25 protein-coding genes and 1 tRNA gene are annotated in these 23,218 nt (G+C 50.5%); 12 read left to right on the top strand and 14 right to left on the bottom strand.

Annotated features, from left to right (window positions below; translation table 11 throughout):
• Nucleotides 1-419: 419 nt before the first annotated feature.
• A tRNA-Val gene (locus tag B3K89_RS08445) sits at nt 420-491 on the bottom strand.
• A gap of 303 nt (nt 492-794) precedes the next feature.
• On the opposite strand from B3K89_RS08445, the gene B3K89_RS08440 reads away from it, so the two are divergent.
• The 4 genes from B3K89_RS08440 to B3K89_RS08425 all read left to right on the top strand — a co-directional run bounded on the left by B3K89_RS08440 (nt 795) and on the right by B3K89_RS08425 (nt 4,994).
• Complete coding sequence (locus B3K89_RS08440) at nt 795-1,712, top strand: AEC family transporter (RefSeq protein WP_298503538.1); 918 nt, start codon at nt 795-797, stop codon at nt 1,710-1,712.
• A gap of 292 nt (nt 1,713-2,004) precedes the next feature.
• On the top strand, nt 2,005-2,175 hold the full coding sequence (locus B3K89_RS08435; RefSeq protein ID WP_345907277.1) for a hypothetical protein: 171 nt from the start codon (nt 2,005-2,007) through the stop codon (nt 2,173-2,175).
• Between the two features lie 170 nt (nt 2,176-2,345).
• Nucleotides 2,346-2,987, top strand: a complete 642-nt coding sequence (locus tag B3K89_RS08430; protein ID WP_345907276.1) for a hypothetical protein — start codon at nt 2,346-2,348, stop codon at nt 2,985-2,987.
• On the top strand, nt 2,988-4,994 hold the full coding sequence (locus B3K89_RS08425) for an FAD-dependent oxidoreductase (protein WP_345907275.1): 2,007 nt from the start codon (nt 2,988-2,990) through the stop codon (nt 4,992-4,994).
• A 76-nt stretch (nt 4,995-5,070) separates the two neighbouring features.
• On the opposite strand, the gene B3K89_RS08420 is transcribed toward B3K89_RS08425, so the two are convergent.
• The 3 genes from B3K89_RS08420 to B3K89_RS08410 are packed head-to-tail and all read right to left on the bottom strand — an operon-like array spanning nt 5,071 to nt 6,044.
• Entirely contained in the window at nt 5,071-5,349 is a 279-nt protein-coding gene (locus tag B3K89_RS08420; protein ID WP_345907274.1) for a hypothetical protein, read from the bottom strand.
• Nucleotides 5,350-5,357: 8 nt separating this feature from the next.
• Nucleotides 5,358-5,558 (bottom strand): hypothetical protein, encoded by a 201-nt coding sequence (locus B3K89_RS08415; RefSeq protein WP_345907273.1) that lies wholly within the window; start codon nt 5,556-5,558, stop codon nt 5,358-5,360.
• Nucleotides 5,559-5,564: 6 nt separating this feature from the next.
• Entirely contained in the window at nt 5,565-6,044 is a 480-nt protein-coding gene (locus B3K89_RS08410; RefSeq protein WP_345907272.1) for a hypothetical protein, read from the bottom strand.
• Nucleotides 6,045-6,307: 263 nt separating this feature from the next.
• On the opposite strand from B3K89_RS08410, the gene B3K89_RS08405 reads away from it, so the two are divergent.
• Together B3K89_RS08405 and B3K89_RS08400 are read left to right on the top strand one after the other, a co-directional pair.
• Nucleotides 6,308-7,006, top strand: coding sequence for a P13 family porin (locus B3K89_RS08405; RefSeq protein WP_345907271.1), 699 nt, complete (start codon nt 6,308-6,310; stop codon nt 7,004-7,006).
• 98 nt (nt 7,007-7,104) lie between these two features.
• A complete protein-coding gene (locus B3K89_RS08400) occupies nt 7,105-8,355 on the top strand; it encodes a hypothetical protein (RefSeq protein WP_345907270.1) in 1,251 nt (416 codons plus the stop codon).
• On the opposite strand, the gene B3K89_RS08395 is transcribed toward B3K89_RS08400, so the two are convergent.
• The 10 genes from B3K89_RS08395 to B3K89_RS08350 form a co-directional block, all read right to left on the bottom strand.
• A complete protein-coding gene (locus B3K89_RS08395; RefSeq protein WP_345907269.1) occupies nt 8,352-8,834 on the bottom strand; it encodes a hypothetical protein in 483 nt (160 codons plus the stop codon). The two genes, B3K89_RS08400 and B3K89_RS08395, sit on opposite strands and share 4 nt — an antisense overlap.
• Before the next feature lie 58 nt (nt 8,835-8,892).
• Complete coding sequence (locus B3K89_RS08390; protein ID WP_298503345.1) at nt 8,893-9,852, bottom strand: ABC transporter permease; 960 nt, start codon at nt 9,850-9,852, stop codon at nt 8,893-8,895.
• Between the two features lie 4 nt (nt 9,853-9,856).
• On the bottom strand, nt 9,857-10,987 hold the full coding sequence (locus tag B3K89_RS08385) for an ABC transporter permease (protein ID WP_345907268.1): 1,131 nt from the start codon (nt 10,985-10,987) through the stop codon (nt 9,857-9,859).
• The gene (locus tag B3K89_RS08380; RefSeq protein WP_345907267.1) at nt 10,971-12,509 is read right to left on the bottom strand and encodes an ABC transporter ATP-binding protein; all 1,539 of its coding nucleotides are present in this window, start codon (nt 12,507-12,509) and stop codon (nt 10,971-10,973) included. Before B3K89_RS08380 ends, B3K89_RS08385 begins: the two co-directional genes overlap by 17 nt.
• 66 nt (nt 12,510-12,575) lie before the next feature.
• On the bottom strand, nt 12,576-13,700 hold the full coding sequence (locus tag B3K89_RS08375) for a BMP family ABC transporter substrate-binding protein (RefSeq protein WP_345907266.1): 1,125 nt from the start codon (nt 13,698-13,700) through the stop codon (nt 12,576-12,578).
• A 70-nt stretch (nt 13,701-13,770) separates the two neighbouring features.
• Nucleotides 13,771-14,835 carry an S-methyl-5-thioribose-1-phosphate isomerase gene (mtnA, locus tag B3K89_RS08370; RefSeq protein WP_345907265.1) on the bottom strand — a complete coding sequence of 355 codons (1,065 nt, stop codon included), beginning with the start codon at nt 14,833-14,835 and terminating at the stop codon, nt 13,771-13,773.
• Between the two features lie 14 nt (nt 14,836-14,849).
• Nucleotides 14,850-15,623 carry an S-methyl-5'-thioinosine phosphorylase gene (locus tag B3K89_RS08365; RefSeq protein ID WP_345907264.1) on the bottom strand — a complete coding sequence of 258 codons (774 nt, stop codon included), beginning with the start codon at nt 15,621-15,623 and terminating at the stop codon, nt 14,850-14,852.
• 18 nt (nt 15,624-15,641) lie between these two features.
• Nucleotides 15,642-16,391 (bottom strand): DeoR/GlpR family DNA-binding transcription regulator, encoded by a 750-nt coding sequence (locus B3K89_RS08360; protein WP_293908463.1) that lies wholly within the window; start codon nt 16,389-16,391, stop codon nt 15,642-15,644.
• Nucleotides 16,392-16,502: 111 nt separating this feature from the next.
• Nucleotides 16,503-17,738, bottom strand: coding sequence for a hypothetical protein (locus B3K89_RS08355; protein WP_345907263.1), 1,236 nt, complete (start codon nt 17,736-17,738; stop codon nt 16,503-16,505).
• A gap of 220 nt (nt 17,739-17,958) precedes the next feature.
• Complete coding sequence (locus tag B3K89_RS08350) at nt 17,959-18,216, bottom strand: helix-turn-helix domain-containing protein (RefSeq protein WP_345907262.1); 258 nt, start codon at nt 18,214-18,216, stop codon at nt 17,959-17,961.
• A 124-nt stretch (nt 18,217-18,340) separates the two neighbouring features.
• On the opposite strand from B3K89_RS08350, the gene B3K89_RS08345 reads away from it, so the two are divergent.
• The 6 genes from B3K89_RS08345 (at nt 18,341) to B3K89_RS08320 (ending at nt 22,881) form a co-directional block, all read left to right on the top strand.
• Nucleotides 18,341-18,505 (top strand): hypothetical protein, encoded by a 165-nt coding sequence (locus B3K89_RS08345; protein WP_298503329.1) that lies wholly within the window; start codon nt 18,341-18,343, stop codon nt 18,503-18,505.
• Between the two features lie 42 nt (nt 18,506-18,547).
• Complete coding sequence (locus B3K89_RS08340) at nt 18,548-18,712, top strand: hypothetical protein (RefSeq protein ID WP_298503327.1); 165 nt, start codon at nt 18,548-18,550, stop codon at nt 18,710-18,712.
• A 207-nt stretch (nt 18,713-18,919) separates the two neighbouring features.
• Nucleotides 18,920-19,999, top strand: coding sequence for an extracellular solute-binding protein (locus B3K89_RS08335; protein ID WP_298503326.1), 1,080 nt, complete (start codon nt 18,920-18,922; stop codon nt 19,997-19,999).
• Between the two features lie 71 nt (nt 20,000-20,070).
• Nucleotides 20,071-21,183: an ABC transporter ATP-binding protein gene (locus tag B3K89_RS08330; protein WP_345907261.1), complete on the top strand. Its 1,113-nt coding sequence runs from the start codon at nt 20,071-20,073 to the stop codon at nt 21,181-21,183.
• Nucleotides 21,173-22,027: an ABC transporter permease gene (locus B3K89_RS08325; protein WP_345907260.1), complete on the top strand. Its 855-nt coding sequence runs from the start codon at nt 21,173-21,175 to the stop codon at nt 22,025-22,027. The genes B3K89_RS08330 and B3K89_RS08325 overlap by 11 nt, the downstream gene beginning before the upstream one ends.
• Nucleotides 22,024-22,881 carry an ABC transporter permease gene (locus tag B3K89_RS08320; protein ID WP_298503320.1) on the top strand — a complete coding sequence of 286 codons (858 nt, stop codon included), beginning with the start codon at nt 22,024-22,026 and terminating at the stop codon, nt 22,879-22,881. Before B3K89_RS08325 ends, B3K89_RS08320 begins: the two co-directional genes overlap by 4 nt.
• Nucleotides 22,882-23,218: the final 337 nt, after the last annotated feature.

The raw sequence follows: 23,218 nt of genomic DNA, 5'->3' as shown, positions 1-23,218 counted from the left end.
TTTAAGTGTTACGAGCTACTAGTATCGAAATCCCAATACTCTTTGATGTATTCGGTCACCAATGGATCATTCCTCTGATCTAGCCTAATGATGCCAGCATCCAAAGCTTACTGGGTGATTCTGATTGCCTCAGACTTTTGCCTAATCGGAGAAGTGTTTGTACTCCCCATGAGAGTACGTAGAGTCTCAACACTTTTGGCTTTTCGCTTTTGCGTGTTGTCTGGGTCTGGGAAATGAGCGTACCAGACACTTTTGTTGTTCTTCGTCTTTTTGGATACGAAGAATGGACTCGTATTTTTCATGCTTGTTTCCTCCTAAAGCATTAAAAAGTTGAGAATAAAGTAGAGCCCACTCTTTCATAGTTGAAAATTTGGTAAAAAAACGGCAACTAACTTCTTATTAAGTAGTCAGTTGCCTGTTGGGCGCGATTGGGTTTGAACCAACGACTTCTACCGTGTGAAGGTAGCACTCTCCCGCTGAGTTACGCGCCCGAGTTACTCTGACAATAATACGGAAATCTTTTGGGGCTGTCCAGTACTGATTTGCACATTTTCAAGCAACGGTCGAAAAACTATCATACAAGCCAATATGCTCTTCTTGGAAACGGTAAGGTATTTTTATCTTCCCACAGCCTTTGCTATTTGGTATTCACAGGAGTGCTTTCCCGAAAACAGCAACCGTGCAGGGCTGTTCCTGTAGCATGTGAGCAATAGTATACGTAATAACCAGCTGTTCTTGCATCCACTGATTAAGCGTGGTATCGTAGGAATACCATTTCAAACGGCAGGATATGTATGTATTCAATACTCCCAGTCCTCATGCTCTTCATACTTGGGTTTCTGTTACAGAAAGGAAGTACGCTGACACAGACTTCGGTTGCAGGAGCCAAGCGGATCGTTTCCGATCTCGCGCTTCCCGCTCTCCTGTTCCAGGCGTTCTCAACGATGGAAATCGAGGGCAGGTACCTCCTTCTGGTAGTAACAATATTCTTTGTCTGCCTTCTCATGGTCTTGTTGGGTAAACTCCTTGCAAAACCCCTTCACATGGACACGCCCTATTTCCCTCTGCTCCTTGGAGGGTTCGAGATGGGGATGTTGGGGTATGCCTTGTTTCTAAGCGCCTATGGAAGCGAGCACTTGGGGAAAATGGCACTCATCGATCTGGGACAGGTATTGTTTGTATTCTTTGTGCTTATGGCACTCTTGATTCGCGAGCGGGATGGAAAGCCGACAGCCAAAGTGCTGCTTCGTCAGTTCATTACCTCCCCGGTGATCCTGGCGATCTTCGGTGGCATCGTCATCAGTATCGTAGGTAAGTGGTTTTCTCCTCATCCAATATGGACTGCCCTCAACGAGGGAATCTCCCTGCTTGCCGGTTTGACCACGCCGCTCATAGCCCTCTCCATAGGGTACGGAATTCATATCAAAAAAGAAGGCCTGGCATGGTCACTGAAAACCATCGCGGTCCGAAAGGTTGTACTGCTGGCTTTGGCTCTGTTGATCAACCACTTCCTGATCGACCAGGTTCTGGGCATGCAGAGCATCTACCGTTATGCATTGCTTGTGATGTTTCTCACTCCGCCGCCGTTCGTTGTTACCATCTACATGCGTCCCAACGACCCGGTAAATGCCGATTATGTGGACAATACCCTCTCATTGGATACGCTCATCTCCATACTCATGGTGATGCTCGCATCGTCGTTTTATGGATAGTCGGACTTTATTGGATTACCTCTTTGGGTCGTGAAGTAACAGGTTGACGACACAGACTGAAAATATTGCCGGTTTATTTAGAAAATTGTTCCTTCATATTGGCAATTCTCTGTCTGATGATTTCTTGGGTGTATGCACTCTTCAAGTTGAGCTCAAAGCCGTGTACCGTCCCTTTGGTTTGGATAAGCATTACCTTTACACCTGTCTGCTGCAGGTGTTTTCATATTCAATTGCTTCATCACGCAGGCAATCAAACTCACTGGCCTCAATGTAGGCTTGGGGAAGATCTTCAATGGAAGGTGCCTGGAAGGTAGAGGATGCAAGGCGCCTTCTGCGTAATGTGGCTTGGACTGAGCAGTTCAATTGGCAGTTGATAGCCCTCGCAGCTTTCGATGGTGTATTTCTGCGTGGTGATGGAATGAGGGACTGTTTATGCGGCGTACAGGGGAACACCGATCTTTAGCTTTTCATAATCCCTCTACAGAAAGCATAGTAAGCCGGTACGTTCTTCAAGTCCAAGCCGAGCAACCATCGTACATTGACCGAAATAGGTGGAATTACCTAGATGATTAGGGGAAAATACCCATTGGCAAGCGCTGTCCAGCTACGAGTACCATACAAGCACAGGCGCCTATGAAACGAAGTTCCTTTCTGCCAGTCATCCTTTGCATGGTTGTACTGTGCATGGTCGGTTGTGATAAAGCCAACTACGGAAGTCTGAAGGGGATGCAGATTTTTATTACCGATGGAAATGACGACGTTGCTGTACGTAGCACTTCACGGGATGCATCGGCCATCACGCCGATACGCATCGATGTTTCTCCTGAGTATGGTATGACCTATTACGGGTTACTGGTGGATGTTGTGTTTTATGAGTTCCAGATGGCTGATTTCTCACTGCGTTGGTATGGTCAGGATTATGGCAGCTACAAAGCACGGGATGTGCTCATCAAGAAACCAGGAGAAACCGTCTGGAAGTATCCCTATTTCCACCGGGCCTCCAACGGGACACTTACCTTTGTCATAGAGGACAGCAGAAAAGAAACCAAAAATTCCTATTACCTGGACGATTATGTGGATGGGCAAGCCAATACCGAGGATTGCTACATCTCCATTGTGTATGATGGGCTGGGAGACGGTCCAGCCGGACGCCCCGATCAGTTCGAACCCTATCTCCATCCCTTGCTTTTGGCGGGAGGCGGAAATACGTATAATAAATACTTGTCACTAGCAAATAATTACGGTATATTCTCCCCGTTACCACAGGAGAAGTAGATGAAAAATCTTTTAATAATCGGCGGGGTTGCTGCCGGAGCTACCGCTGCCGCCAGAGCCCGAAGACTGGACAACGATGTCAATATTACCTTGTTGGAAGCTGGAGCTGACGTTTCTTTCGCAAACTGCGGGCTTCCCTATTACCTGGGAAGGGACATCGCTTACCGTTCGTCGTTGATATTGGCAAGTGAAGAGACCTTCGATGATCAGTACCGGGTCAAGGTCCATACACAAACCCAGGCACTTTCCATCGATCGAGAGAATAAAGTAGTTGTCGCCCGCAATACGCAGACCAATGAGAAACAACAATTTCCTTATGATTCGCTCATTCTCGCCCAAGGCGGCAAACCCATCGTCCCACCGCTTCCCGGTGTGGACAAGAGCCATGTGTTTCAGCTGTGGACCCTCGATGACATGGATCGGATGGATCGCTACATTACCGAAAAAGAACCTAAAAAGGCGGTAGTTGTCGGCGGTGGGTTCATCGGCTTGGAGATGGTCGAGGCTCTGACCAAGCGCGGCGTCGCCGTAACCTTGGTGGAAATGGCAGGCCAGGTCATGGCCAACCTGGAAGGTGAGTTTGCAGGCATGCTTACCAAAGAGCTGCAGGACTATGGTGTAAAACTCAAATTGGGAAAATCGTTGCAGTCGGTTGAGGATACATGCGTACGACTCAGTGATGGAACGGCCGTAGATACGGATTTTGTCTTGCTTTCTGTAGGCGTTAAGCCTACCTTGCAACTAGCAAAGGATGCCAACCTTGCAATGGGATCATGTGGCGGACTTATGGTCGACGAACATCTGCGTACCAGCGATCCAAGCATCTATGCAGCTGGAGACATGGTGGAGATCCATCAGACGGTATCAGGCAAATTGGTGCGGTTGCCACTGGCAGGGCCGGCCAACAGGCAAGGCCGGATTGCTGCAGAAAATGCCCTTGGAGGCAATCGTGTTTACAAGGGAGCCTTGGGCACCTCGATTGTGAAAGTCTTTGAAGTTGCCGCAGGTTCCACCGGACTCAGCCTCAAGGCAGCCAGGGAGGCCGGTTTTGATGCGGATGCCGTTGTCGTACACAAGGCCAGCCACACCGCATATTACCCCGGATCGGAGAAAGTAAGTCTGATGCTCATCTGGGACAAGAGCACCGGTAAGGTCTTGGGAGCCCAGGTTGGCGGTCGGGTGGGTGTGGACAAGCGCATTGATGTCCTGGCCACAGCCATTGCTGGTGGACTGACCATCGACGACCTTGCGGAATTGGACCTTGCCTATGCCCCTCCGTTCAACTCGCCAAACGGGCCGGTGAACATGGCCGCTTTCACCGCCGTCAACAAGCAAACAGGCTTCAGCCCATCCATCCTTGCCCAGGAATTTGAGCAGTTTGTACTCGAACAGTCTCCGATTGCCATCGACCTCCGCGATCCCATCAGCTATGCAAAGGCAAACCTTCGCGGTTCGAACAACCTCAGCCAGAATGCCCTGCGGGAGAATCTTGACCGCATACCCAAGGAGCATGCCATTGTGCTGATCAGCGATGACGGCCAAAAAGGACATGTCGCCCTCAGAATGCTCAAGGGAGCCGGATTCGACAAAGTGTACAATCTCAGCGGCGGGTACCTCAGCTTGGAGCGGCAAGCCCGGGCGGTGGGGTTTGAGCACCTGAGTGTAGGCTTGTTCCCAACCGAGAGAAAGTCCGTCAATGAGAGAAAAGAAGATGCTTCAGAGGGCTTGGGTACAGAAAGTGCACATGAAACTGATGAGAATGGCCCGATCATCCTCGATGTCCGAACACCGATGGAGTTCGCCATGGGGGCGTACCCTGGCGCCATCAATGTAGGATTGGACAGCCTTGCAGAGTGGGCAGAGACGATAGAGGACAAGAATCGTGAGATTCTCATCTACTGCGCCTCGGGAGCCCGCTCCAGCTACGGTATGCGCATGCTCAAGCAGATGGGTTTCACCAACGTGGAGAACGGCGGCGGCCTGCATGACATGATGGCCAGACGCTGAACACTCTCTTACCTACCGGTGCTTTCAAGAGGAGGCACCGGTACTCTATTTGAATGTTCTTTCAATACCTACACGCCTATTCTTGCAATGACAAAAGATCAGGGGAGGGGCAGTGTCGATACGGTTGACTCGCTGATAGTACCATCCACTCTACAGCATACCTCTCGATGGTGATGCTGTTGCCCACCTCATCGTAGGTGAACACATACCATACAGGCAGGGTATTCTCAAACAAATCATTGCGCCCATGAAATGATTCACTAACAAACTCATGGGTAGTATCCGTGTAGCGGTACACCTTGTGGGTGAGATGCAGATGTCCGCCAAGGTAGAGCCCGACCTTGTTTTTGACCATGGTATCGACTAAAAGTGCTCGCTCATGGGGTCCTTCAAGGAAAAATAGAACATATCAGGACCACCATAGAGTGGAACATGGCCACAGAAAACCTTGGGATTGGGATCGGAGGCTGCTGCATCCATCAGGTTGTCCAACTGCACTTTGCCCAAGCTGGCATTGCCCGTGTCTCCCATCAGCACGCACATCATGATTGCCCAACACTGCATGTCCGTTCATTGGTAAACAGCCGCATATGCTTGAAATTCATCACCGATTGGAAAAGAAAGCTCGGAACCTACGATGGGGCTGATGGACTGGCAGGCATACTCGAAAAACGTGCTGGTTGAACTGTACAAAGCCAGCTTGAAACGGTCTTGATATGCATAGGAAAGCGACAGTCCCTTGATGCTGATACCTTGTTCATACCCGACCACCAAATCCGTCAGTACAGCGTCGGCGGTACCCAAGGAAGAATGCAGGTAGGAGACCAGGTCCAGGGTATTGGAAAGAGAGCGGGCAGCTCTCAATGATATGTCCTGTACCGATTCTCGATTACGGTACCCGATGGCAAGCGTAGAGGAAGGACTTCCAAGTTGCAGAGTTGCATACAGAGAACTGGCTTGTTCCTTGACAATCGAGTCATGGATTCCAAGACCGAGTGTGAGACTTTGTGCAGCAGGTGGGGATGCGAAGATTGCAATGTCTGGAAGCATCAACAGCAGGCAAAGCAGAAGGAATACATGTTTGTATATAGGTTGTAACAGGCTTTGCTGGTTCTGACAGTATAACCAATATAGCTGATGGTCAAGAAAGAATGGCGGAAATCCAAGATTAAAAAAGCATGAATCTCCTTATTTTCGTATTTGAAAAGGAAACTGAATTACTGGGAATTTACAAAGCGATGCATATACTACATCCAGCTCCGGTACAGGGAAAACTATGCTATAATGCAAAAAATGTAACAAGGAGTCTTGAAATGAAGCGTTTAATCATCTGGCTTGTGGTATTGCTTGTGTTGGTTGTGCCTCTCTCTGCCCAATCACTCATGATATCGTTGGTAGGTACAGGGTTGGATGCATTGAATACTGAAGATGGCATACCCGTTGAGATTGATGGAGAGCGTGTGTATCTTGGCGGCTCGACCTTGGGAGCCTTGAAGAAAACGTTCAAGAACCATGATTTTTCTCAATTGACGTTCGAGCAACGGTCGGCTCTCTATGAACAAGCCCAAGTATCGATAGCCTGGCCGGCTTTCAAGAACTTGTTGGCCGGATTTGGAAGCGGATCAAAGCTCCAAGGCGACCTCGGCGGTCAGCTCTTCGGGCAAATTGCCGATTGGACTGCAGCTATCACCATCGGCATCGGTCTGGGGACCTTTATGATCGACCTGTTTTTCATTCAGGTCTTCAGTGCAGGCTTTTCCTCCTTTGAAGACCCATTGCAGGATTTTGCCGTGGGAGCCATGACTGTTGGGGCAATCTTTTTGGCTGTTGAGCGGGTGATCCAAGCAATACTGCCGATTCCCTATGGAGCGAGGTACAACAAGACTCTGCGTAACGGGCTGAAAGTGACCAAGGATGGAGGCGATGCTCTGGGTTTGAGCTTGGCAGTGGGTCCTGTAATCCGCGTCACTGAGCTTGGGATGCAGGTGGCAGCAACTATACACATGGAATGATGACAGCGCGCAATACTTTGTGTATTTGTCTGAAAAATGCTCGATTAGCCATAGCAAAATGACTGAACGATGAGTACTTTCATGCTATACTCCTGTCCATGAAACATACCCGTTTTGTCACACTCGTGTTTGTAGCCACTGCCGTGTTCTTCCTTGGGAGCTGCACCACCGGCCTTAAAGTCAGCAATCCCAAGCAGGCCGATATTACCTATCTCTATGAACAGCTTCCAAAGCTCCATGTTGATTTCTATCATGAGACTTCGAAAGCAGAGTTGTGCAAAGCCTATCGAGCAGCAATGGAAGATACAGGGAAGATGGGGGATTTGGATTTCTATTTTACCCTCAGGCGATTGGCATCCTTGGCCAAGGATTCCCATACTTCGGTCGGACTTACCCAAGAGCTTGTAGCACAGCTGTCGGCAATACCCGCCCAGTTCTCCTACGTAGAGGGAGCCTGGCGAGTAAGCGTCATCGAACGAGATCATGCAGAGTTGCTCGGCGGTGAAGTCATAGCCATCAATTCAATTCCCATGCAGGAAGTGGAACGTCTTGCTTCACCGCTGTTCAGTCATGACAACCAGGTGTGGTTGCGATACTACCTCTCCCAGCAGCTCAATCTGACGAACCTCTACGCATATCTAGGCATCGCGACATCTCCTTCCCAGATGGTAAGCCTTACCGTCAAGCAGCGCTCTACTGATGAGGAGCATACCATTTCCTTGACGCCTGTTTCGGCCAACGAGTATGGGATGCTGAGCTTTGCCACGTGGTATCAATCACATCCTGAGACAGGGGCAAGCAATGCCCCCTACCGGGCTCTGTTGCTTGAAGAGAGCAATACACTCTTTGTCCAGTACAATGTATGCATGTCCTATGATGAGTATCCGTTGGATGGTTTCATCCAGGAGATCCTCGCTCTTGCCGAATCCTCATCGTTTGAGCATGTCATGGTTGACTTGCGTTACAACAGCGGAGGGGATTCACGCCTGCTTGAACCGCTGGTGGATGGGCTTGGCACCTTGCAGGACGAACAAGGTTTCTCCATTGATGTGTTGATCGGGGAGGGGACGTTTTCTTCGGCTCTGATGAATGCGATGCATTTTAAGAAACGGACGAATGCGCGACTGGTCGGTGGTCCGAGTGGAGGCAGTCTTAACCACTATGGGGAGACCCGCAATTTCAGTCTGCCGAACAGCAAAATTCCTGTATCCTATTCAACCAAGTATTTTGTGATGGACAAAAAATATCAGGCGGGTCCCCTGATGCCCGACCTGGCCATAGAGAGGACAGTGGATGACATCCTTGCAGGAAGAGACTCCGTTGTAGAGGCGCTCTTGCAGTCGTATTAGAGAAGATTCATAAGGCTTTCCAATCGCTGGGCACCTTTTTGGATGGCTACATAGCCTTTGTCACTGATGGATGCTCGGGGTTGGGCATCCTGTCTTTGGGTGCTCAACCACAATGAATCCCCGGCTACTATGTCCTGACAGCGTTGGATGAACAGCGCAAGAGCATCAAAGCTTTTCTCATATGCGAGCAAGCTCTCCTTGACATAGGGCTCGGCTTGTCTGCCAAGTTCTATTGCATATGCCTTTGCATCCTCGCCTACCAAGTCTGCCAACTTTTCATCCACCTTGGACAGAAGAAAACACAGATAGAGCGAAGTCTCCAAGGCTAGCGGCCTGAACAGGCGCAACTGCAACGTCGAGGAGGTTTGCCCCAAGTACATGCTGGTCAGATCCCCGAATTCCGCATAAGCTTGGGCGATATCGGTAGCCACTTCCCCGATTGCTTCATTGATGGCATCCAGCCGTATCTCACTGTTCATACGCATCCCTCCTTGCCTCAGCATGCTCTGCCTCATCGATTCTTGCAAGAGTGCCGGCTTAACGCTTTGCTTGGTCGTACACCTCGCCCAGTGCTCGAGGCGGTTTGTTGGTCGAGGAGAAGAAGAGCAGCAAGACCAAGGTAACGATATAGGGCAGGGTGAGGACGAGATCGCCATACGACGAAGGCAACTTGAGCTTTTGCACCAGGACATACCCGCCGCTGCGGGCAAAACCGAACAGGATGCATGCAAGAAAGGTGGGTCCGATTTTCCAAGAGCCGAAAATGTAGGCGGCAATGGCCAAGTAGCCGAAGCCCATGTAGATGTTCGGAGAGAAGGTGGTTGAAATCGAGTAGGCAAAGCACATGCCGCCAAGGCCTGCGAGGGCGCCGCTGGCGATGACCGACCAGAAGCGCACCTTCTGCACGTTTCCGCCGGCTGCCGCCAAGGCATGGGGATTGTCTCCGCATGCGCGGATATGCATGCCCGTCGGTGTTTTGTAAAGCAGGTAGGCCATGAAGAGGGCGACTGCAACGATAATCAATTCAAAGGTATAAAAATCGGTGAACACTGCGCCTAAAATTGGGATGTTGGAGAGCAGGGGGATGGTAGCCTTGGGGAAGACTTCCAACAAGAACTTGTTCGAAGGTTGTCCGAAAAATGACGCATTGATTTGATTGGCCAAAAAAGCGGTAAGGGCGACGCTGAGCATATTGATGACCACGCCGCTGATAACCTGGTTTGCCTTGAACTTGATGCACATCAGGGCGTGCAGGAGGGCAAGCAAGGCTCCGCCGATCATGGCAAAGCCCAGCGAGGCGTAAATGAGTACGGTGGGATCGCCGGCGAACGTCCTGCTGAGAACTGCATAGCTGAGACCTCCAAAGAAAGCCCCGAAGCCCAACAAGCCTTCCAAAGCGAGGTTGGTGATACCGCTTCCTTCGCTGTAGATACCGCCGATGGCAATAATGAAGAGGGGGAGCGAGAAGGAAAGCCCTTCAATGATGATGGTATTCATACGTTCAAACCTCCTCTGCTTCCTGCTCGAATCGATCGGCAAGGTTCCTGAAGAAGATGCCGATGGCACTGAAGAGCAGCAAAATACTGGTGATTAAGGCGGCAATTTCGCGAAGCACCTGCATGCGTGATGACATGTAGGTTGTGCCGCAATCGAAAACCATGACCAAGAGCGAGGCAAAGAAACTGCCTATGGGGGTGGTGTTTCCCAGCAAGGCCACTGCGATTGCGTCGAATCCCAGGGAGGGAAGCACCCTGGGTTGTATGGAGGCGTTGCTTCCCAGGTAGTAGGAAACCCCTGCAAGACCTGCCAATGAGCCGCTGATGAGCATGGTGAAAACCACTGCTTTGCCTACATGGATTCCGGCATACTTGCTGGCCTTGCTGTTGCTTCCCACCGCCTTCAACTCGAAGCCGAACCGGGTGCGGTCGAGCATGAACTTGATGGCAAAGACTGCAAGCAGGGCAAGGGGGAATACCAAGGCGATTTCCATCTTGAGATTGCCCACCGGATGATCGAAGAGCGTCAGGCGGGCATTCTGCCCGACTGCAACCGATTGGCGGGTGATCGGGTCGATGAACCGGGTCTGGATGAAGAAGCTCACCACATAGCTGATGATATAATTCAGCATGATGGCCACAACCACCTCGTTCATATTGAAGCGATGCTTGAGATAGCCGATCAGGATGCCGATCAGTGCTCCTGAGAGGGCACCGATCAAAACCACCAGAATTTTTGCAAGGAAAGGGTCGAGGTTGGAGTATCCGACCAGCACGGTGGCCATGAACCCGGAAAAGACCATGATGCCCGAGACACAGATATTGAAAATTCCGCACTTCAGTGCAACGGCGACTGAAAGGGCGGCAAACACCATGGGAGTGGTGTAGTTGAGCAGGCTCATGAAGTCGGTCAGCTGGCTCTTTCTACCTGCATAGCGGCTCTTGGAAAGAATGCCGGCTCCCTGAAGAATGCTCGTATACGCTTCAAGGGGGTTCTTGCCCAACAACAGAAGCAGGATGGCCCCTGCGAGCAGGCTGAGGAAAATGCAAAACAGCGACGTGCGGAGCAGTTGGTGCCTGCCCTTGCCGCAACCGAGGATGAACAATCGCTTGAGCAGACTAGTTCTTTTCAACATGCACCCCCATCATATATTCACCGACCTGAAGTTTTGTCAGTTCATTCGCTTTCTTGATGGTCTGCACCTTGCCGTTGTACATGACCAAAATGGTATCGGCCAGTTGCATGATCTCATCGAGTTCCAATGAGATCAGCAGAATGGCTTTTCCTTCGCTGCGCAGCTTGTTGATGCGCAGGTGGATCGACTCAATGGCCCCCACATCCAAGCCGCGGGTGGGTTGGACGAATATGATCAGCTTGGAATCGAGATTGATCTCCCGGGCAATGATCGCCTTCTGCTGGTTGCCCCCGCTCATGCTCCGCACCAGGGTGTCGTTTCCCTTGCTGGTCCTGATATCGAACTCCTCGATCAGCGACCTGCCCAACTCGGCCATCGCCTCATTCTGCAATATTCCCCGTTCATTGCTGTAGGGCGGACGGTAATACCGTTTCAGGCAGAGGTTTTCCCGCAGGGGGAAGTCGAGGATCAGGCCGACGGCATGACGATCTTCGGGGATGTAGCCCATCCCCGTCTCGATGCGCTTACGAACAGGGACATTGGTGATATCGGTGCCTGAGAGCATGATTTTCCCGCTCTTGATCGGGATCAGGCCGGCAATCGCATCGGCAATTTCCACCTGGCCGTTGCCGGAAACGCCGGCTATCGCCAGGATTTCACCTTCATGTACGCTGAAGCTCACAGAATCGACCAAGCAGATGTGGTCTGGCGATACCACGAGCAGCTTGTCCACCCTCAAGACTTCGGCTCCTCTCTCATGCTCCTCTTTTTCCAAGGTAAGTGAGACATCACGGCCGACCATCAAGGCTGACATGTGCTGAACCGAGGTGGTGGCGACATCCAGGACATCGACCAGCTTTCCTTTACAGAGAATTGCGCAACGGTCGGCGATTCTCTTGATCTCATCGAGTTTGTGGGTGATAAGGATGATGGTCTTTCCGCCGTCACGCAGAGCCTTGATGGTTCGAAGCAGTGATTCAATCTCCTGTGGTGTCAGGACCGCAGTCGGTTCATCAAAAATCAAAATCTCGGCATTACGATAGAGCATCTTCAGAATCTCAACCCGCTGACGGGTTGAGACCGGCACATCCTCGATCTTGTCCCTCGGATTGACCTCCAGTTGATAGTGAAGGGAGAGCTGATGCACCTTCTTGTGGGAAGCTTCGAGATCTACAACGGGAAACAAGCCGAATTTGCGTTTCTTCGGCTCGATGCCCATGATGATGTTCTCTGTAATGGTTTGGTTTTCCACAAGCATGAAATGCTGGTGGACCATCCCGATGTTCAGAGAGTTGGCCACCAGGGGGCTTGAGATCTCTTCTTGTTTGCCGCGCACGAAAATCTCACCCTCATCAGGGCTGTACATGCCGAACAGCATGCTCATCAGCGTGCTTTTTCCCGCTCCATTCTCGCCAAGGATGGCAAGAATCTCGCCCTTGCGTACCGATAGGGAGATGTCATCATTCGCAACAATGCCGGGAAATCGTTTGGTGATATGCCGAAATTCTACGAGGTTTTCCACGTCGATATGCCTCTTTGCGATAAGGACCCGTGCCCCTGCAAAGGCACGGGTGTATCACTGGTTTTCTTAGTTTACCTGGAACTGCTCGGGGGTGAAACCGCCGAAGTTGGATGCAGGAACAATAACTCCCTTCTGTACGAGGGTATATGCCTCATCAAGCTTCTGGATGGTGGAGGGGGAGAGCTGGTTTCGACCGGCTTTCTTCACGAATCCGGTGGAATCGGTATCAGCCTTCAGCAACATATTTGCTCCCTTGAAGGTTCCATCCTGGATCTGGTTCAGCACACGCTCGACGTTCAGGCTCATCACCTTCAGGACGCTGGTCAGGATGATGTTGCCGCTTCCCACCGTTCCGTCGTCCCACTGGTCTACGTCACAACCGATGACCTTCAACCTGCCGTTGCTCTCCTTTGCAGCTGTGAACACGCCATTGCCCGTAGCTCCTGCTGCAACGAAAATGATGTCGACGCCCTGCGCGAGCAGCTGCTGGCCGATCACCTTGCCGGTTGCTTCATCGGCAAAGGAACCTGCGTAGTTTCCGCCTACATTGGCTCCCGTAACATCGGTGCCGGCGCGGGAAGCAAGCTCTACGACCTGGGCATTGGTGCCGAGTTTCTTGTTGGCGTAGATGACACCGCACTCAAAGCCGTACTGATAGTTGACGTTCGAGGGGTAGGCCACCCCGTTGACTACCGCGACCTTGTTGGTCTTGGTCTCAAGCGCGGCTGCAACACCTGCGAAGAACCCCGACTCCTGCTCGGCAAAGGTCATGGCATATACGTTGGGAAGCTCAACGGTATTCCCCTTTGCATCGGTGGGATAGGTGTCGACAAGGATGAACTTGGTATCGGGGTTTTCCATGGCAAGTTCGCCGATTCCGGCAAACTGGAACCCGGTGCAGACCAATACATCATATTCAGCTACTACATCGGCCGCTGCCTTGAGGGCGGCTGCAACGTCTCCGCTGGGCTCACGGATTGCAGTTACCTTTGCTGTAGGATGATTCTTCACAAATGCAAGAATCCCATTGTAGTTGTCCTGGTTGAACGAGCCGTCGTCGACCCCTGAGGGGGTGGTGATAATGGCGATGTTCAAACCTGCAGCTGCTGCTGGCTTCGATTCTGCAGACCCTGCTGCGAAAAGCAAGCCGGTGACAAGAACCAGTGCGATGAATCCCAAAACTCTCTTCATAATCTTCTCCTTACATAGAAATAGCATCAACCACCCTCAAGATGGTTGCTCTTTTGCAATGCACAACACGTCACCCAAGCAGGTGCTTTGCCACCTTCTCGGTTGTCGGTCTCTCAATGATGCCCTTCTCGGTGATGATGGCCGTGATCAAGGCAGCATCAGTCACATCGAAGGCCGGGTTGTAGACGTTCACATCGATAGGCCCTGTGCGCCTGCCGAAGCCGTTGACCACTTCCTCGCCGTCGCGCTGTTCGATTTCAATGTCGCTGCCATGCTTGGTATCAAGGTCGAACGTGGAGCTGGGGGCTGCTACATAGAAAGGAATGCCGTAGTGTTTTGCCAGGATGGCTAAACCTGAAGTGCCGATTTTGTTGGCTGTATCGCCATTGGCTGCGATTCGGTCAGCCCCCACGATGACTGCATCGATTTTTCCTTCCTTCATCACCAAGGAGGCCATGTTGTCACAGAGGATGGTGACATCGAGCCCTCCTTTGGCCAGCTCGTAGGCGGTCAGGCGGCTGCCCTGCAAAAGCGGCCTGGTCTCATTTGCATAGATGCTGAAGGAGTAACCCTGCTCATGACCGAGATAGAGCGGGGCGAGGGCTGTACCATAGCCGCTGGTAGCCAAGCCTCCTGCGTTGCAGTGGGTCATCACCCCCCAATGCTTATCCTTGTCAAAGAGCGTAAGCCCATGCTCTCCGATGGCAATGCTCATCGCCTGGTCTTCGGCAAAGATGGCCGAACTTTCTTCAAGCAAGGCCTTGAGCATGCTGCTCTGGCTTGCCCCTTCCATGGCCAACTCTGTGTCAAACCGCTTCTGCATGCGCTGTAGAGCCCAGAACAGGTTGACGGCGGTCGGACGGCTTGAGGCAAAGTAGAGCTTCAAGGCGGAAAAATCATGCGCCATGGCCTCAAGGCTCGGATAGCTCTGCCGGGCAAGGCAGACATACATTCCGTAGGCTGCCGCAATGCCGATGGCAGGGGCTCCCCGCACCCGAAGCTTCTTGATCGCTTCATAGATTGAGTCCCGGCTATCCAAATACAAGAACAGCTCGCTCTCGGGAAGCTTTGTCTGATCGAGCAGAACCAATCTTTCGGGATCGTGCTGCAAACTGACTGGGATGGTGGTATGCATCTGCATCTCCTTCTTTATAGATAGAGAACTGCGTTTGAGCAGTCACAATGGTCTTGATCGAGGCTCGAGGTGGAGAACACTTCAGTGATGACCTTCATGACAGCTTCCTTCGCTTCTGAAATCCGCCGTCCATGGTCGATGTGTGCCAGGTTCTCATTGCGAATTCCAGAGGCCATATTTGAGATCAAACCGATGGCAGCGTAACAAAGACCAAGCTCCTTTGCCAAAAACACTTCCGGGATGCCGGTCATGCCGACCAGCGTTCCCCCGAGCTTTTGCAGCATGGCGATTTCAGCCTTGCCCTCGAACCGGGGGCCTTCAGTGCACACATACACCCCGCCGGTGTATATGTCCACACCTAGTTTCCTTGCATTCTGTACAAACAAACTCCTGAGATGGCTGCAGTAGGGGTCGCTCATGTCGACATGTGCGACCTTGTGGTCGCTGCCGTCAAAGAATGTCTTGATGCGGCTGGTGGTGCAGTCAAGAAAGTCTTCGATCACCACAATCGAGCCTTCACTGATCGAAGGGTCCATGGAACCGCTGGTCGCCAGTGCGTAGATATGCGTTACGCCCTCTTTTTTCAGGGCGGCCATCTGGGCGCGATACTTGATGGCATGCGGCGGTGTGGTATGACCGCTTCCGTGCCTGGGCAAAAAAAGTATCTCTTCGTCGCCTAGAGAAAAACGATAGGTTTGAACCGTTCCGTACGCTGTTTCCGTCTCAAAGGGACCTTGCAGGTTTGGAAGCGAGCCGACTCCTGTTCCTCCGATAATTGCTTTGTTCATGCAAAACACCTTTTCCTGTTATAAATCAGAGGTGTCGGCAATGACAATGTTTGGAATGTCCTTGCTTTCGACACCTGCTTTAGCCGTGGTGATGATGTGGTCAAAATCCTCGATGCAGGCGAACACATGGTGTGAGAAGGCGCTGAATTTGGTCGAATCAACCAGGAGGATGCGCTTTTTCGACCTGGAGAGGACCTTTCGATTGATAACCGAGACATCCCGGTCGAATGAAGAGACGCCCGACTGAGACACGGCGCTTGCCCCGATCAGGGCTGTGGAGAAGTTCATCCGATTGATCTCCTCCAGCACCTCAGGGCCGCAGGTGATGCCGTAGTTGTGGTCCAGCCTCCCCCCGATCACAATGGTCTTGATGTGGTATTCCAACAGCTTCGGCACATGATAGATGCCGTTGGTGACTGCGGTGATGTTTTTTCCCGCCAAAAAACCAATCAGGTAGTCTTCGGTTGTTCCCGGCCCGACATAGATGAACTCATCGTTCTCAAGCAAGGAGGCGGCCTTGTTGCAAATCAGGTACTTTTCGTCCGCCTGGACCTCCAGTCTTGCAACAACCGAGTGCTTCTCTTCCTCGGAGAGCTTTACACCGCCGCCGTTGAGCAGGATGATTTTTCCTTCTTCCTCCAGCTTCTTGAGGTCGCGCCGCACGGTGGGAAGTGATACTTTTGTCAAATCCAGGAGCTCGTCGATATAAGCAATCTGCTTCATCTTGATGTATGAGTAGATCTGGCTCTGGCGAACGTATGGAATCATGCTCTTGGACTCTCCTAGCTTCAAGTGTACACCGAAAACGGTTGGTGATGTGCAAATTTCCCTTCAAGAGGCAGACAGGCGCATCCGCCCTGCCTGCCCTGCAGGCCTATGTTACTGATAATCCGAACCGGTCAGGTAGCGATAAAATGCGTTGTTGACGTACAGGGGGCGCTCCTGCACCTCCAAACCGCTGAGATCCTGAAGCGTATCGATCAGGTTCTGCTTTGTTTCCAGCAACGAGAAGGGGTGGATGGTGTATCCATTCTCAGCAAGAGCGCAGTCTACGATTTGCTTGTAGGCCTGCTCGTCGGCTTGGAAGGTAGTGCTGTACAGCGGCTGCCACCATGCACCCTTCAGCAGCGCAACATTGCTGTTCTTTGCCTGGTTTGCATCGTTCTTCTTTGCATAGGTGTTGATGAGAAAGTCGAACTTGAGAAGGTCTGCATGGGAGTCGAATTCGAACTTGGCATCGTATTCAACCGCATAGGCCAGATAGAAGTTCTCGCCAAACTCCAGGACCATGTAGTACGGACTGGGAGGCGGTACCGGGCCCCAGTCAAGCAGGTACTCATAGATGGATACCTTGGGTTCAATCTGCAGCTTTGCATCGATTCCCTCACTGTTGAGCAACACTACAAGTTGCTTGAGATGGGTTTCGTCGCTGTGACCATATTGGATTGTCCGCGAGGTGAGGAATTGTGCATCATCACTGTCTTTCTTGAGGTTGTATCCGGTACTGGCTCGCTTCTTGACCGCCATCGCCCCGATTTCATCGAGGTAGCCGTCGCTGAAAAGGGTATAGCCGTCGAAGGCATTGGAAATTCTCATCAGGATGTCGGTGTCACTGACCTTGCCGATATAGTTGCGTGAAATCCCCGTTGCATTTGCCACGCTCATCAATAGGTTTGCGGCGGTTTCGCTATCAAGATGCTGTGAGGCTAAAAGAGTCTTTGCAGTGGATGCAGGTAGCAGGTGAGCATCCAAGGTACAGGCAACATACCGATCCAAGCCTGCAGGAACAGTCTCGGTGATGCCGTAATATGCAAGGCGCCCGCCACTCTTTTCGGTGCTGTATGTCAGGGCCAATTGACTGAGGTCTGCAGCCTCGACCAAGGCCTTGAAGATGTCAGGAAAACCTGCCATGGATGCCGGCCTTCCGGTAATGGAAGCGAGTGCGTTGCCGAACTGATTCGCATCCATACCGCCCGATGGTATGGTTATCTGGAAATAGTGTTCCAGATAGGCAGCATTGGTAGGATCGCTGAAGTGCGCTTGTTCACTGATACCGGCACCGAAGAGCAAAGCTGCAATAAGCAGCATGCCTGCAAACAAGGTATATTTCTTCATTCCTGACTCCTTTTCTTCAACTGTAGCACTGAATATGTTGGTTGTCTATAAAAAATCATAATATGATTAAATCTGGTAAAAAGATGAAACAATATGATTTTGATGTATGCATTCGAAGCTGTAAAACAATAGTATCCTCCACACCTTATAGGGGGAGCAGCCTATCTTTCCGGCGAGGGCGCCCCCGTCCCAGAGGGAGTACCCGTGTGAGGCTTCTCTTTCAAAAGTTCCCCGGCCTCAGCTCGTCGTACAGGCCGTCCATCCCATACGCCTTGAACCGCTCCCTCCATTTGATGACAGCGTTGGGCAGGACCCCCAGATTTTTGGCTATGTCTTTGATCCGGCGCCCCTGTGCACACCCAAGGACCATCCTTGCCCCGTCGACAAGGCGCTTCTCGAATTTCCGGCTGTTGGCAAACTTGGTAAGGGCTTCAAGCTGCTCTGCTGTGCACTCCATCCTCTCGGCTACATCTGGCATGCTGGTATCTCTTCCTGGATACTGGCAGGATGAATCCACTTGGGATAATTGGGTATACTATTATGGACTCTTACAGTTAAACACTTAGTATATATAGATTAGATTCCGTTATCCTGAAAGTACCGTGCCAGAATGGCTCGTATATCGCCATGCCAGCTTCGATGGGCATCCGTATGACGGCAGCATCGTAAACATGGGACTTGCCAATGCCAATGGAGGGAAAAGAAAGTCATTCTATGCAGATGGGATAGGCAGGGACGCTGAAGCAGGATACCGGCACGTTGAATGACCTTTCAGCGTTCTCCTGCAAGGAGCGGGTGAAGGGATATCTATGAGGCTGTTGCATTCGAGTCCGATCTGGACCTGCATGACCGGGGTTCTCCATGCAGAAACCTACCCTGAGCTGGAGGATGACGACAATGTGCAAACCCAGTGGAGGACCTTCAAGACTGAGCAACACAAACGCAGGAGACGCTATATCCGCTCCATTCTCTGAAACTCTCTGAAACTCGCTCTCATGATAGCATGCATGCTTGTTCTCACTGCAGGTTTCACAGATTCCAAACAAATTCTTCATAAATCACAAATTTGTCTTTCTTAGATTGGAATTGACTTTAGAACACCCTGGACTTACGATAAATATGAGGTATTGATAATCAAAAAAGATTGCAAGCATCTCATATTCCTGAAGGAGGAATTCTGTATGAAGAAAATTGTTCTTGTTCTCATGATTGTATTGTTTTTAAGCAGTTCGCTCTTTGCTCAGGCTTCGAGCGAGGCCAAGAATCCTGTGCTGCGAATCATAACCTGGTCAGGCTATGCACCGCAGGAACTCTTAAATAAGTTTACCGAGGAGACAGGATACAAGGTAGAGGTGACGCTTAGCAATAATGAAGAGATGATCAGTAAGCTCAGGGCAACCCGCGGGGGTGGCTTTGACCTTGCCCAACCTTCCCAGGACCGTATCTCATCAGTCGTTGAACAGTATGGCATCTACCAGCCAATCGACTATACAAGAATAAACACCGAGCAGATTGATCCTTCCTTGCTTGAGGCAGTGAAGAAAAACACCTTGGTAAACGGCAAATCCTATGCTGTACCACACGTGTATGGAACTGAAGGGTTGGTCGTCAACAAGGCGTTGGCCCCTGATGTGAAGGATTTCAAGGACCTTCTCAATCCCAAGTATGCTGGAAGAGTCTCCTACCGACTTAAGAGACCTACCCTTATCGGGATGGGTTTCTCCCTTGGCTACGACCCGTTTGCTCTCTACAACGATCCGGAAGCATACCAGAAATTCCTCAATGAAATGGAGAAAGTACTCATTGCGGGCAAGCCTTTGGTAAAAACCTATTGGGATAATGGAGACCAGCTTCTGCAATCACTTCGTTCGGAAGAGGTCTGGGCAGCTTCAGCTTGGGAACAAGCGGGATGGAAACTCCATTCTGAAAACCCAAACATTGACTACATCGCACCAACCAGCGGAGCACTCGGTTGGGTCGATACCTTTGCCATTCCGGCAAAGAGTGAAAACCTTGATGCAGCATACGCTTACATCAATTTTATGCTGAAGCCGGAGAATGCTGCATTCTTCACCAACAGAGAGACGTACGGAACTGCTTCCAAAGACGCTGTGAATTATCTCGATCCTGAGATTAAAGCAAACTTCACTCGAGGACTGCCACCTGAAGTTTTGGCGAACATCAACTGGTATCCGACGGTCCCGGCAGGGATTGAAGAGATGGAAGGAAAAACCCTCGACAAGATCAAGGCTGCTCGCTAGCAGAGAAGATTCACACAGTGCCAATAGCTGTCTTATGGACAGCTATTGGTGATTATGTAAGGTAAAACAGTATGGATAGCGCACTCTCAGTACAGGAAGTCACCAAACGGTTTGGTGATTTTACTGCAGTTGACCAAGTTTCATTTGACGTAGAGGACGGCAAGTTTTTTTCTATCTTAGGCCCGTCAGGATGTGGGAAAACAACCTTGCTCAGAATGATTGCAGGGTTTTACAAACCTGATGGGGGTACCATTCTCTTCAATGGAAAAAACATGGACGGAGTGGCCCCCAATAAACGTCCTGTGAATCTTGTTTTTCAAAATCTTGCCCTCTTTCCTATGATGAATGTGCATGAAAACATTGCATTCGGTCTACGGAGAAGAGGAGAAAAAGGCCCTGGTGTAGACAAGAAAGTTCTGGATTTATTGGAGAGGATAGGTCTACCCGAGTCGGGGAAAAAGCAGATAAGCCAGCTTTCCGGCGGGCAGAAACAGCGAATTGCGATTGCGCGATGCCTGATCATGGAACCATCGGTACTCTTGCTCGATGAACCGCTTGGGGCACTCGATGCCAAGTTACGTGAGCATATGAAAGTGGAATTGAAGAGGCTTCAATCCCAGGTAGGTACAACCTTCGTCTATATCACCCACGACCAGAGTGAAGCCATGGTCATGAGTGATACGGTTGCAGTGATGAACAATGGACATTTTGAACAGATAGGAGCTCCACAAGAGCTCTACCACGAACCCAAGTCTTCATTTGTTGCCCAGTTTGTAGGAAACAACAACAAGCTGCGGGTGAAGTTGCATTCTGATCCAAGCGGAAATATCATAGCTCGTTATGCCGACCGATATGATCTCAAGCTTGCCCAGCGAGTTGAGGTATCGAATGAGAATGAGGAGTATGATCTCTTCATTCGCCCGGAAGCGATAATCATTAGTCCAAGGGAAGGAAAGGAGCATTTCCAAAACCTTCCCGTGGAAGTCACCTCAATTCTTTTTGATGGTGGGAACAGCCGTCTTCTGGTATCGCCTTTGGGAACTGAAGAGGAATTAGTGATAGCGCTTCCCCAAACAAGGGAGTATGACCATATTCGTTCAAAAGATCGCATACAGGTTGGTTGGGACCTGAATAAAACCGTCTGCTTCAAGCGCAGCGATTGGAAGTTATATGATGAAGAATAGACAACATATCAAATGGGGATTTCTCTTCTTTTTCCTCCCTGTGGTGCTGTGGCTTTTCCTCTTGATTGTACTGCCCCATATCGAGCTCCTGCGACTCTCTTTCACCAAAGCCAACACCGGTAAATTCACACTGGACAACTATATGGCTTTCTTCAAGGAGCCCATCTACTGGCTCACATTCGTGCGTACAGCGGGATATTCGATCATTGTCACGTTCTTGGTCATGGTGATATCCCTCCCGGTCTCTTTCTATATCTCCAAAATCGTGAAGGAACGGATGACCGGGGTACTGATGATTCTCATCCTCGTTCCATTCTGGGTCAGTGAACTCATTCGTGTTTATGGTTGGATGATTCTCCTTCGGGAGAGCGGGGTGTTGAACCAATTCTTCGTCTCTATAGGCTTATTCAAGGAGCCTGTTGAGATGCTCTACAATGACATCACCATGATTATGGGATTGGTATATACCAGCATGCTCTTCATGGTGGTCCCCGTCATAGGGGTTATGGATGATCTGGACAACTCGCTCATCGAGGCTGCCTATGACCTGGGAGCATCGAAGATTTCCATCTGGCGAACCATCATTATTCCGCATTGTGCTTCCGGTCTGGTAAACGGGGGAATCATCGTATTCATGCTGGTACTGGGAAGTTACCTAACCCCTAACCTGATGGGAGGAAAAAACTCTCTCTGGTTTACCGAACAGATCTATAACCAGATCATTCTCTATTTCAACTGGAATCAGGGGGCTGCTTTCGGCTTCCTGCTCTTGGCACTCTCATCACTCATCATCTGGGTGCTGCTCAAACTCACCCGCCAAAACCTGAAGGAGGTGGTAACATGATCAGAAGCTTGCCTTCCTCAAAGAAATACCGCTACGGATTCACCATCTTCATCGTATTGTATTTTATCTTTCTCTTTGCTCCGCTGGTTGTAACGATGGTTCTTGCATTCAACGACTCCATGTACCCCTCTCTTCCTTGGCAGGGGTTCACCCTGGATTGGTTCTTTGGCAATGGACCGGAGAAATACGGGATTTTCCATGACCAGACGAACTTGAGAAGTCTTTTTACATCGTTCAAGGTTGCTCTAGCAGTTATGATGATTTCTACGTTCCTGGGCACCTGTGCGGCATTTCTCTTCGAACAGGAGAATTTCCGTTTCAAGAACGCACTCTACTTTCTTATGATTGCTCCCTTGGTAATTCCCGGAGTCATCCTTGGAATCTCCATCCTGATGTTCTCCAATACCATTGGATTGTTCATCGAGGAACATTTGGGCCTCTACGTTTCGTTTCTTGGCCCTGGTTTCCCTCTGGTGGTGCTCGGGCAGTCCTCATTCATCTCTACTATTGTAGCGCTGGTTGTTTCAGCAAGATTGAAGAAGTTTGACCACACCCTCGAAGAAGCTGCGTACAACCTTGGAGCGAACAAGGCGGAAGTTCTTTGGTTCATCACCCTCAAGTATCTACGCCCATCGATAATCGGAGGGGCTGCGATGGCTTTCCTCATGTCTTTCGAGAACTTCAATACCACCATATTCCTCGTAGGGTCCCAGGCAACGCTGCCCATAAACATGTACATGCAAGTACGTGATGGGTCCACCCCGGTGATCAATGCAATCTCCTTCATCCTGATCCTTGGAACTTCTATTTTTGCGGTGCTCAACCTCACAAAAGGAAACAAGAAGATTGTATGATTGGGGTGAAGCATAAACTCGTAGCCCTTTGAGAGTAAGAAAGAACCATGTCATCATTGTCTCATGAGGCAAGAGACGTCGTTGATGTCAGCACCCTCGGGAGGATACTGCTTCAACTTCGAGGACCAGTATCTTTTTGTGAAGAAGCGGAAGGTGCTGGTCGCGAAAGAACCCTATTTAGTTCCTACTTGCAGTACTATGTGGCTGTGCTAAGAGATTATACCCGTGAATTACAGATTACTAGAAAATCACCAAAATTGAAAGATATCATATGATAGCAAAAACCATGCTGAGGAATAATCTGAGTCTGTTCGATCGATCTGGGTTCGGTTCATAC

It is taken from the genome of Sphaerochaeta sp. UBA5849 (assembly GCA_002432715.1).
Lineage (GTDB): Bacteria > Spirochaetota > Spirochaetia > Sphaerochaetales > Sphaerochaetaceae > Sphaerochaeta.
Note: the sequence above shows the minus strand (reverse complement) of the source record. Positions and strands in the feature narration are given on the sequence as shown.

Coding starts and splice junctions, on each gene's coding strand:
- B3K89_RS08440 (WP_298503538.1), top strand. CDS start 795: ATGTATTCAATACTCCCAGTCCTCATGCTCTTCATACTTGGGTTTCTG.
- B3K89_RS08435 (WP_345907277.1), top strand. CDS start 2,005: ATGGAAGGTGCCTGGAAGGTAGAGGATGCAAGGCGCCTTCTGCGTAAT.
- B3K89_RS08430 (WP_345907276.1), top strand. CDS start 2,346: ATGAAACGAAGTTCCTTTCTGCCAGTCATCCTTTGCATGGTTGTACTG.
- B3K89_RS08425 (WP_345907275.1), top strand. CDS start 2,988: ATGAAAAATCTTTTAATAATCGGCGGGGTTGCTGCCGGAGCTACCGCT.
- B3K89_RS08420 (WP_345907274.1), bottom strand. CDS start 5,349: ATGGTCAAAAACAAGGTCGGGCTCTACCTTGGCGGACATCTGCATCTC.
- B3K89_RS08415 (WP_345907273.1), bottom strand. CDS start 5,558: ATGCAGTGTTGGGCAATCATGATGTGCGTGCTGATGGGAGACACGGGC.
- B3K89_RS08410 (WP_345907272.1), bottom strand. CDS start 6,044: ATGCTTCCAGACATTGCAATCTTCGCATCCCCACCTGCTGCACAAAGT.
- B3K89_RS08405 (WP_345907271.1), top strand. CDS start 6,308: ATGAAGCGTTTAATCATCTGGCTTGTGGTATTGCTTGTGTTGGTTGTG.
- B3K89_RS08400 (WP_345907270.1), top strand. CDS start 7,105: ATGAAACATACCCGTTTTGTCACACTCGTGTTTGTAGCCACTGCCGTG.
- B3K89_RS08395 (WP_345907269.1), bottom strand. CDS start 8,834: ATGAACAGTGAGATACGGCTGGATGCCATCAATGAAGCAATCGGGGAA.
- B3K89_RS08390 (WP_298503345.1), bottom strand. CDS start 9,852: ATGAATACCATCATCATTGAAGGGCTTTCCTTCTCGCTCCCCCTCTTC.
- B3K89_RS08385 (WP_345907268.1), bottom strand. CDS start 10,987: ATGTTGAAAAGAACTAGTCTGCTCAAGCGATTGTTCATCCTCGGTTGC.
- B3K89_RS08375 (WP_345907266.1), bottom strand. CDS start 13,700: ATGAAGAGAGTTTTGGGATTCATCGCACTGGTTCTTGTCACCGGCTTG.
- mtnA (WP_345907265.1), bottom strand. CDS start 14,835: ATGCATACCACCATCCCAGTCAGTTTGCAGCACGATCCCGAAAGATTG.
- B3K89_RS08365 (WP_345907264.1), bottom strand. CDS start 15,623: ATGAACAAAGCAATTATCGGAGGAACAGGAGTCGGCTCGCTTCCAAAC.
- B3K89_RS08360 (WP_293908463.1), bottom strand. CDS start 16,391: ATGATTCCATACGTTCGCCAGAGCCAGATCTACTCATACATCAAGATG.
- B3K89_RS08355 (WP_345907263.1), bottom strand. CDS start 17,738: ATGAAGAAATATACCTTGTTTGCAGGCATGCTGCTTATTGCAGCTTTG.
- B3K89_RS08350 (WP_345907262.1), bottom strand. CDS start 18,216: ATGCCAGATGTAGCCGAGAGGATGGAGTGCACAGCAGAGCAGCTTGAA.
- B3K89_RS08340 (WP_298503327.1), top strand. CDS start 18,548: ATGAGGCTGTTGCATTCGAGTCCGATCTGGACCTGCATGACCGGGGTT.
- B3K89_RS08335 (WP_298503326.1), top strand. CDS start 18,920: ATGAAGAAAATTGTTCTTGTTCTCATGATTGTATTGTTTTTAAGCAGT.
- B3K89_RS08330 (WP_345907261.1), top strand. CDS start 20,071: ATGGATAGCGCACTCTCAGTACAGGAAGTCACCAAACGGTTTGGTGAT.
- B3K89_RS08325 (WP_345907260.1), top strand. CDS start 21,173: ATGAAGAATAGACAACATATCAAATGGGGATTTCTCTTCTTTTTCCTC.
- B3K89_RS08320 (WP_298503320.1), top strand. CDS start 22,024: ATGATCAGAAGCTTGCCTTCCTCAAAGAAATACCGCTACGGATTCACC.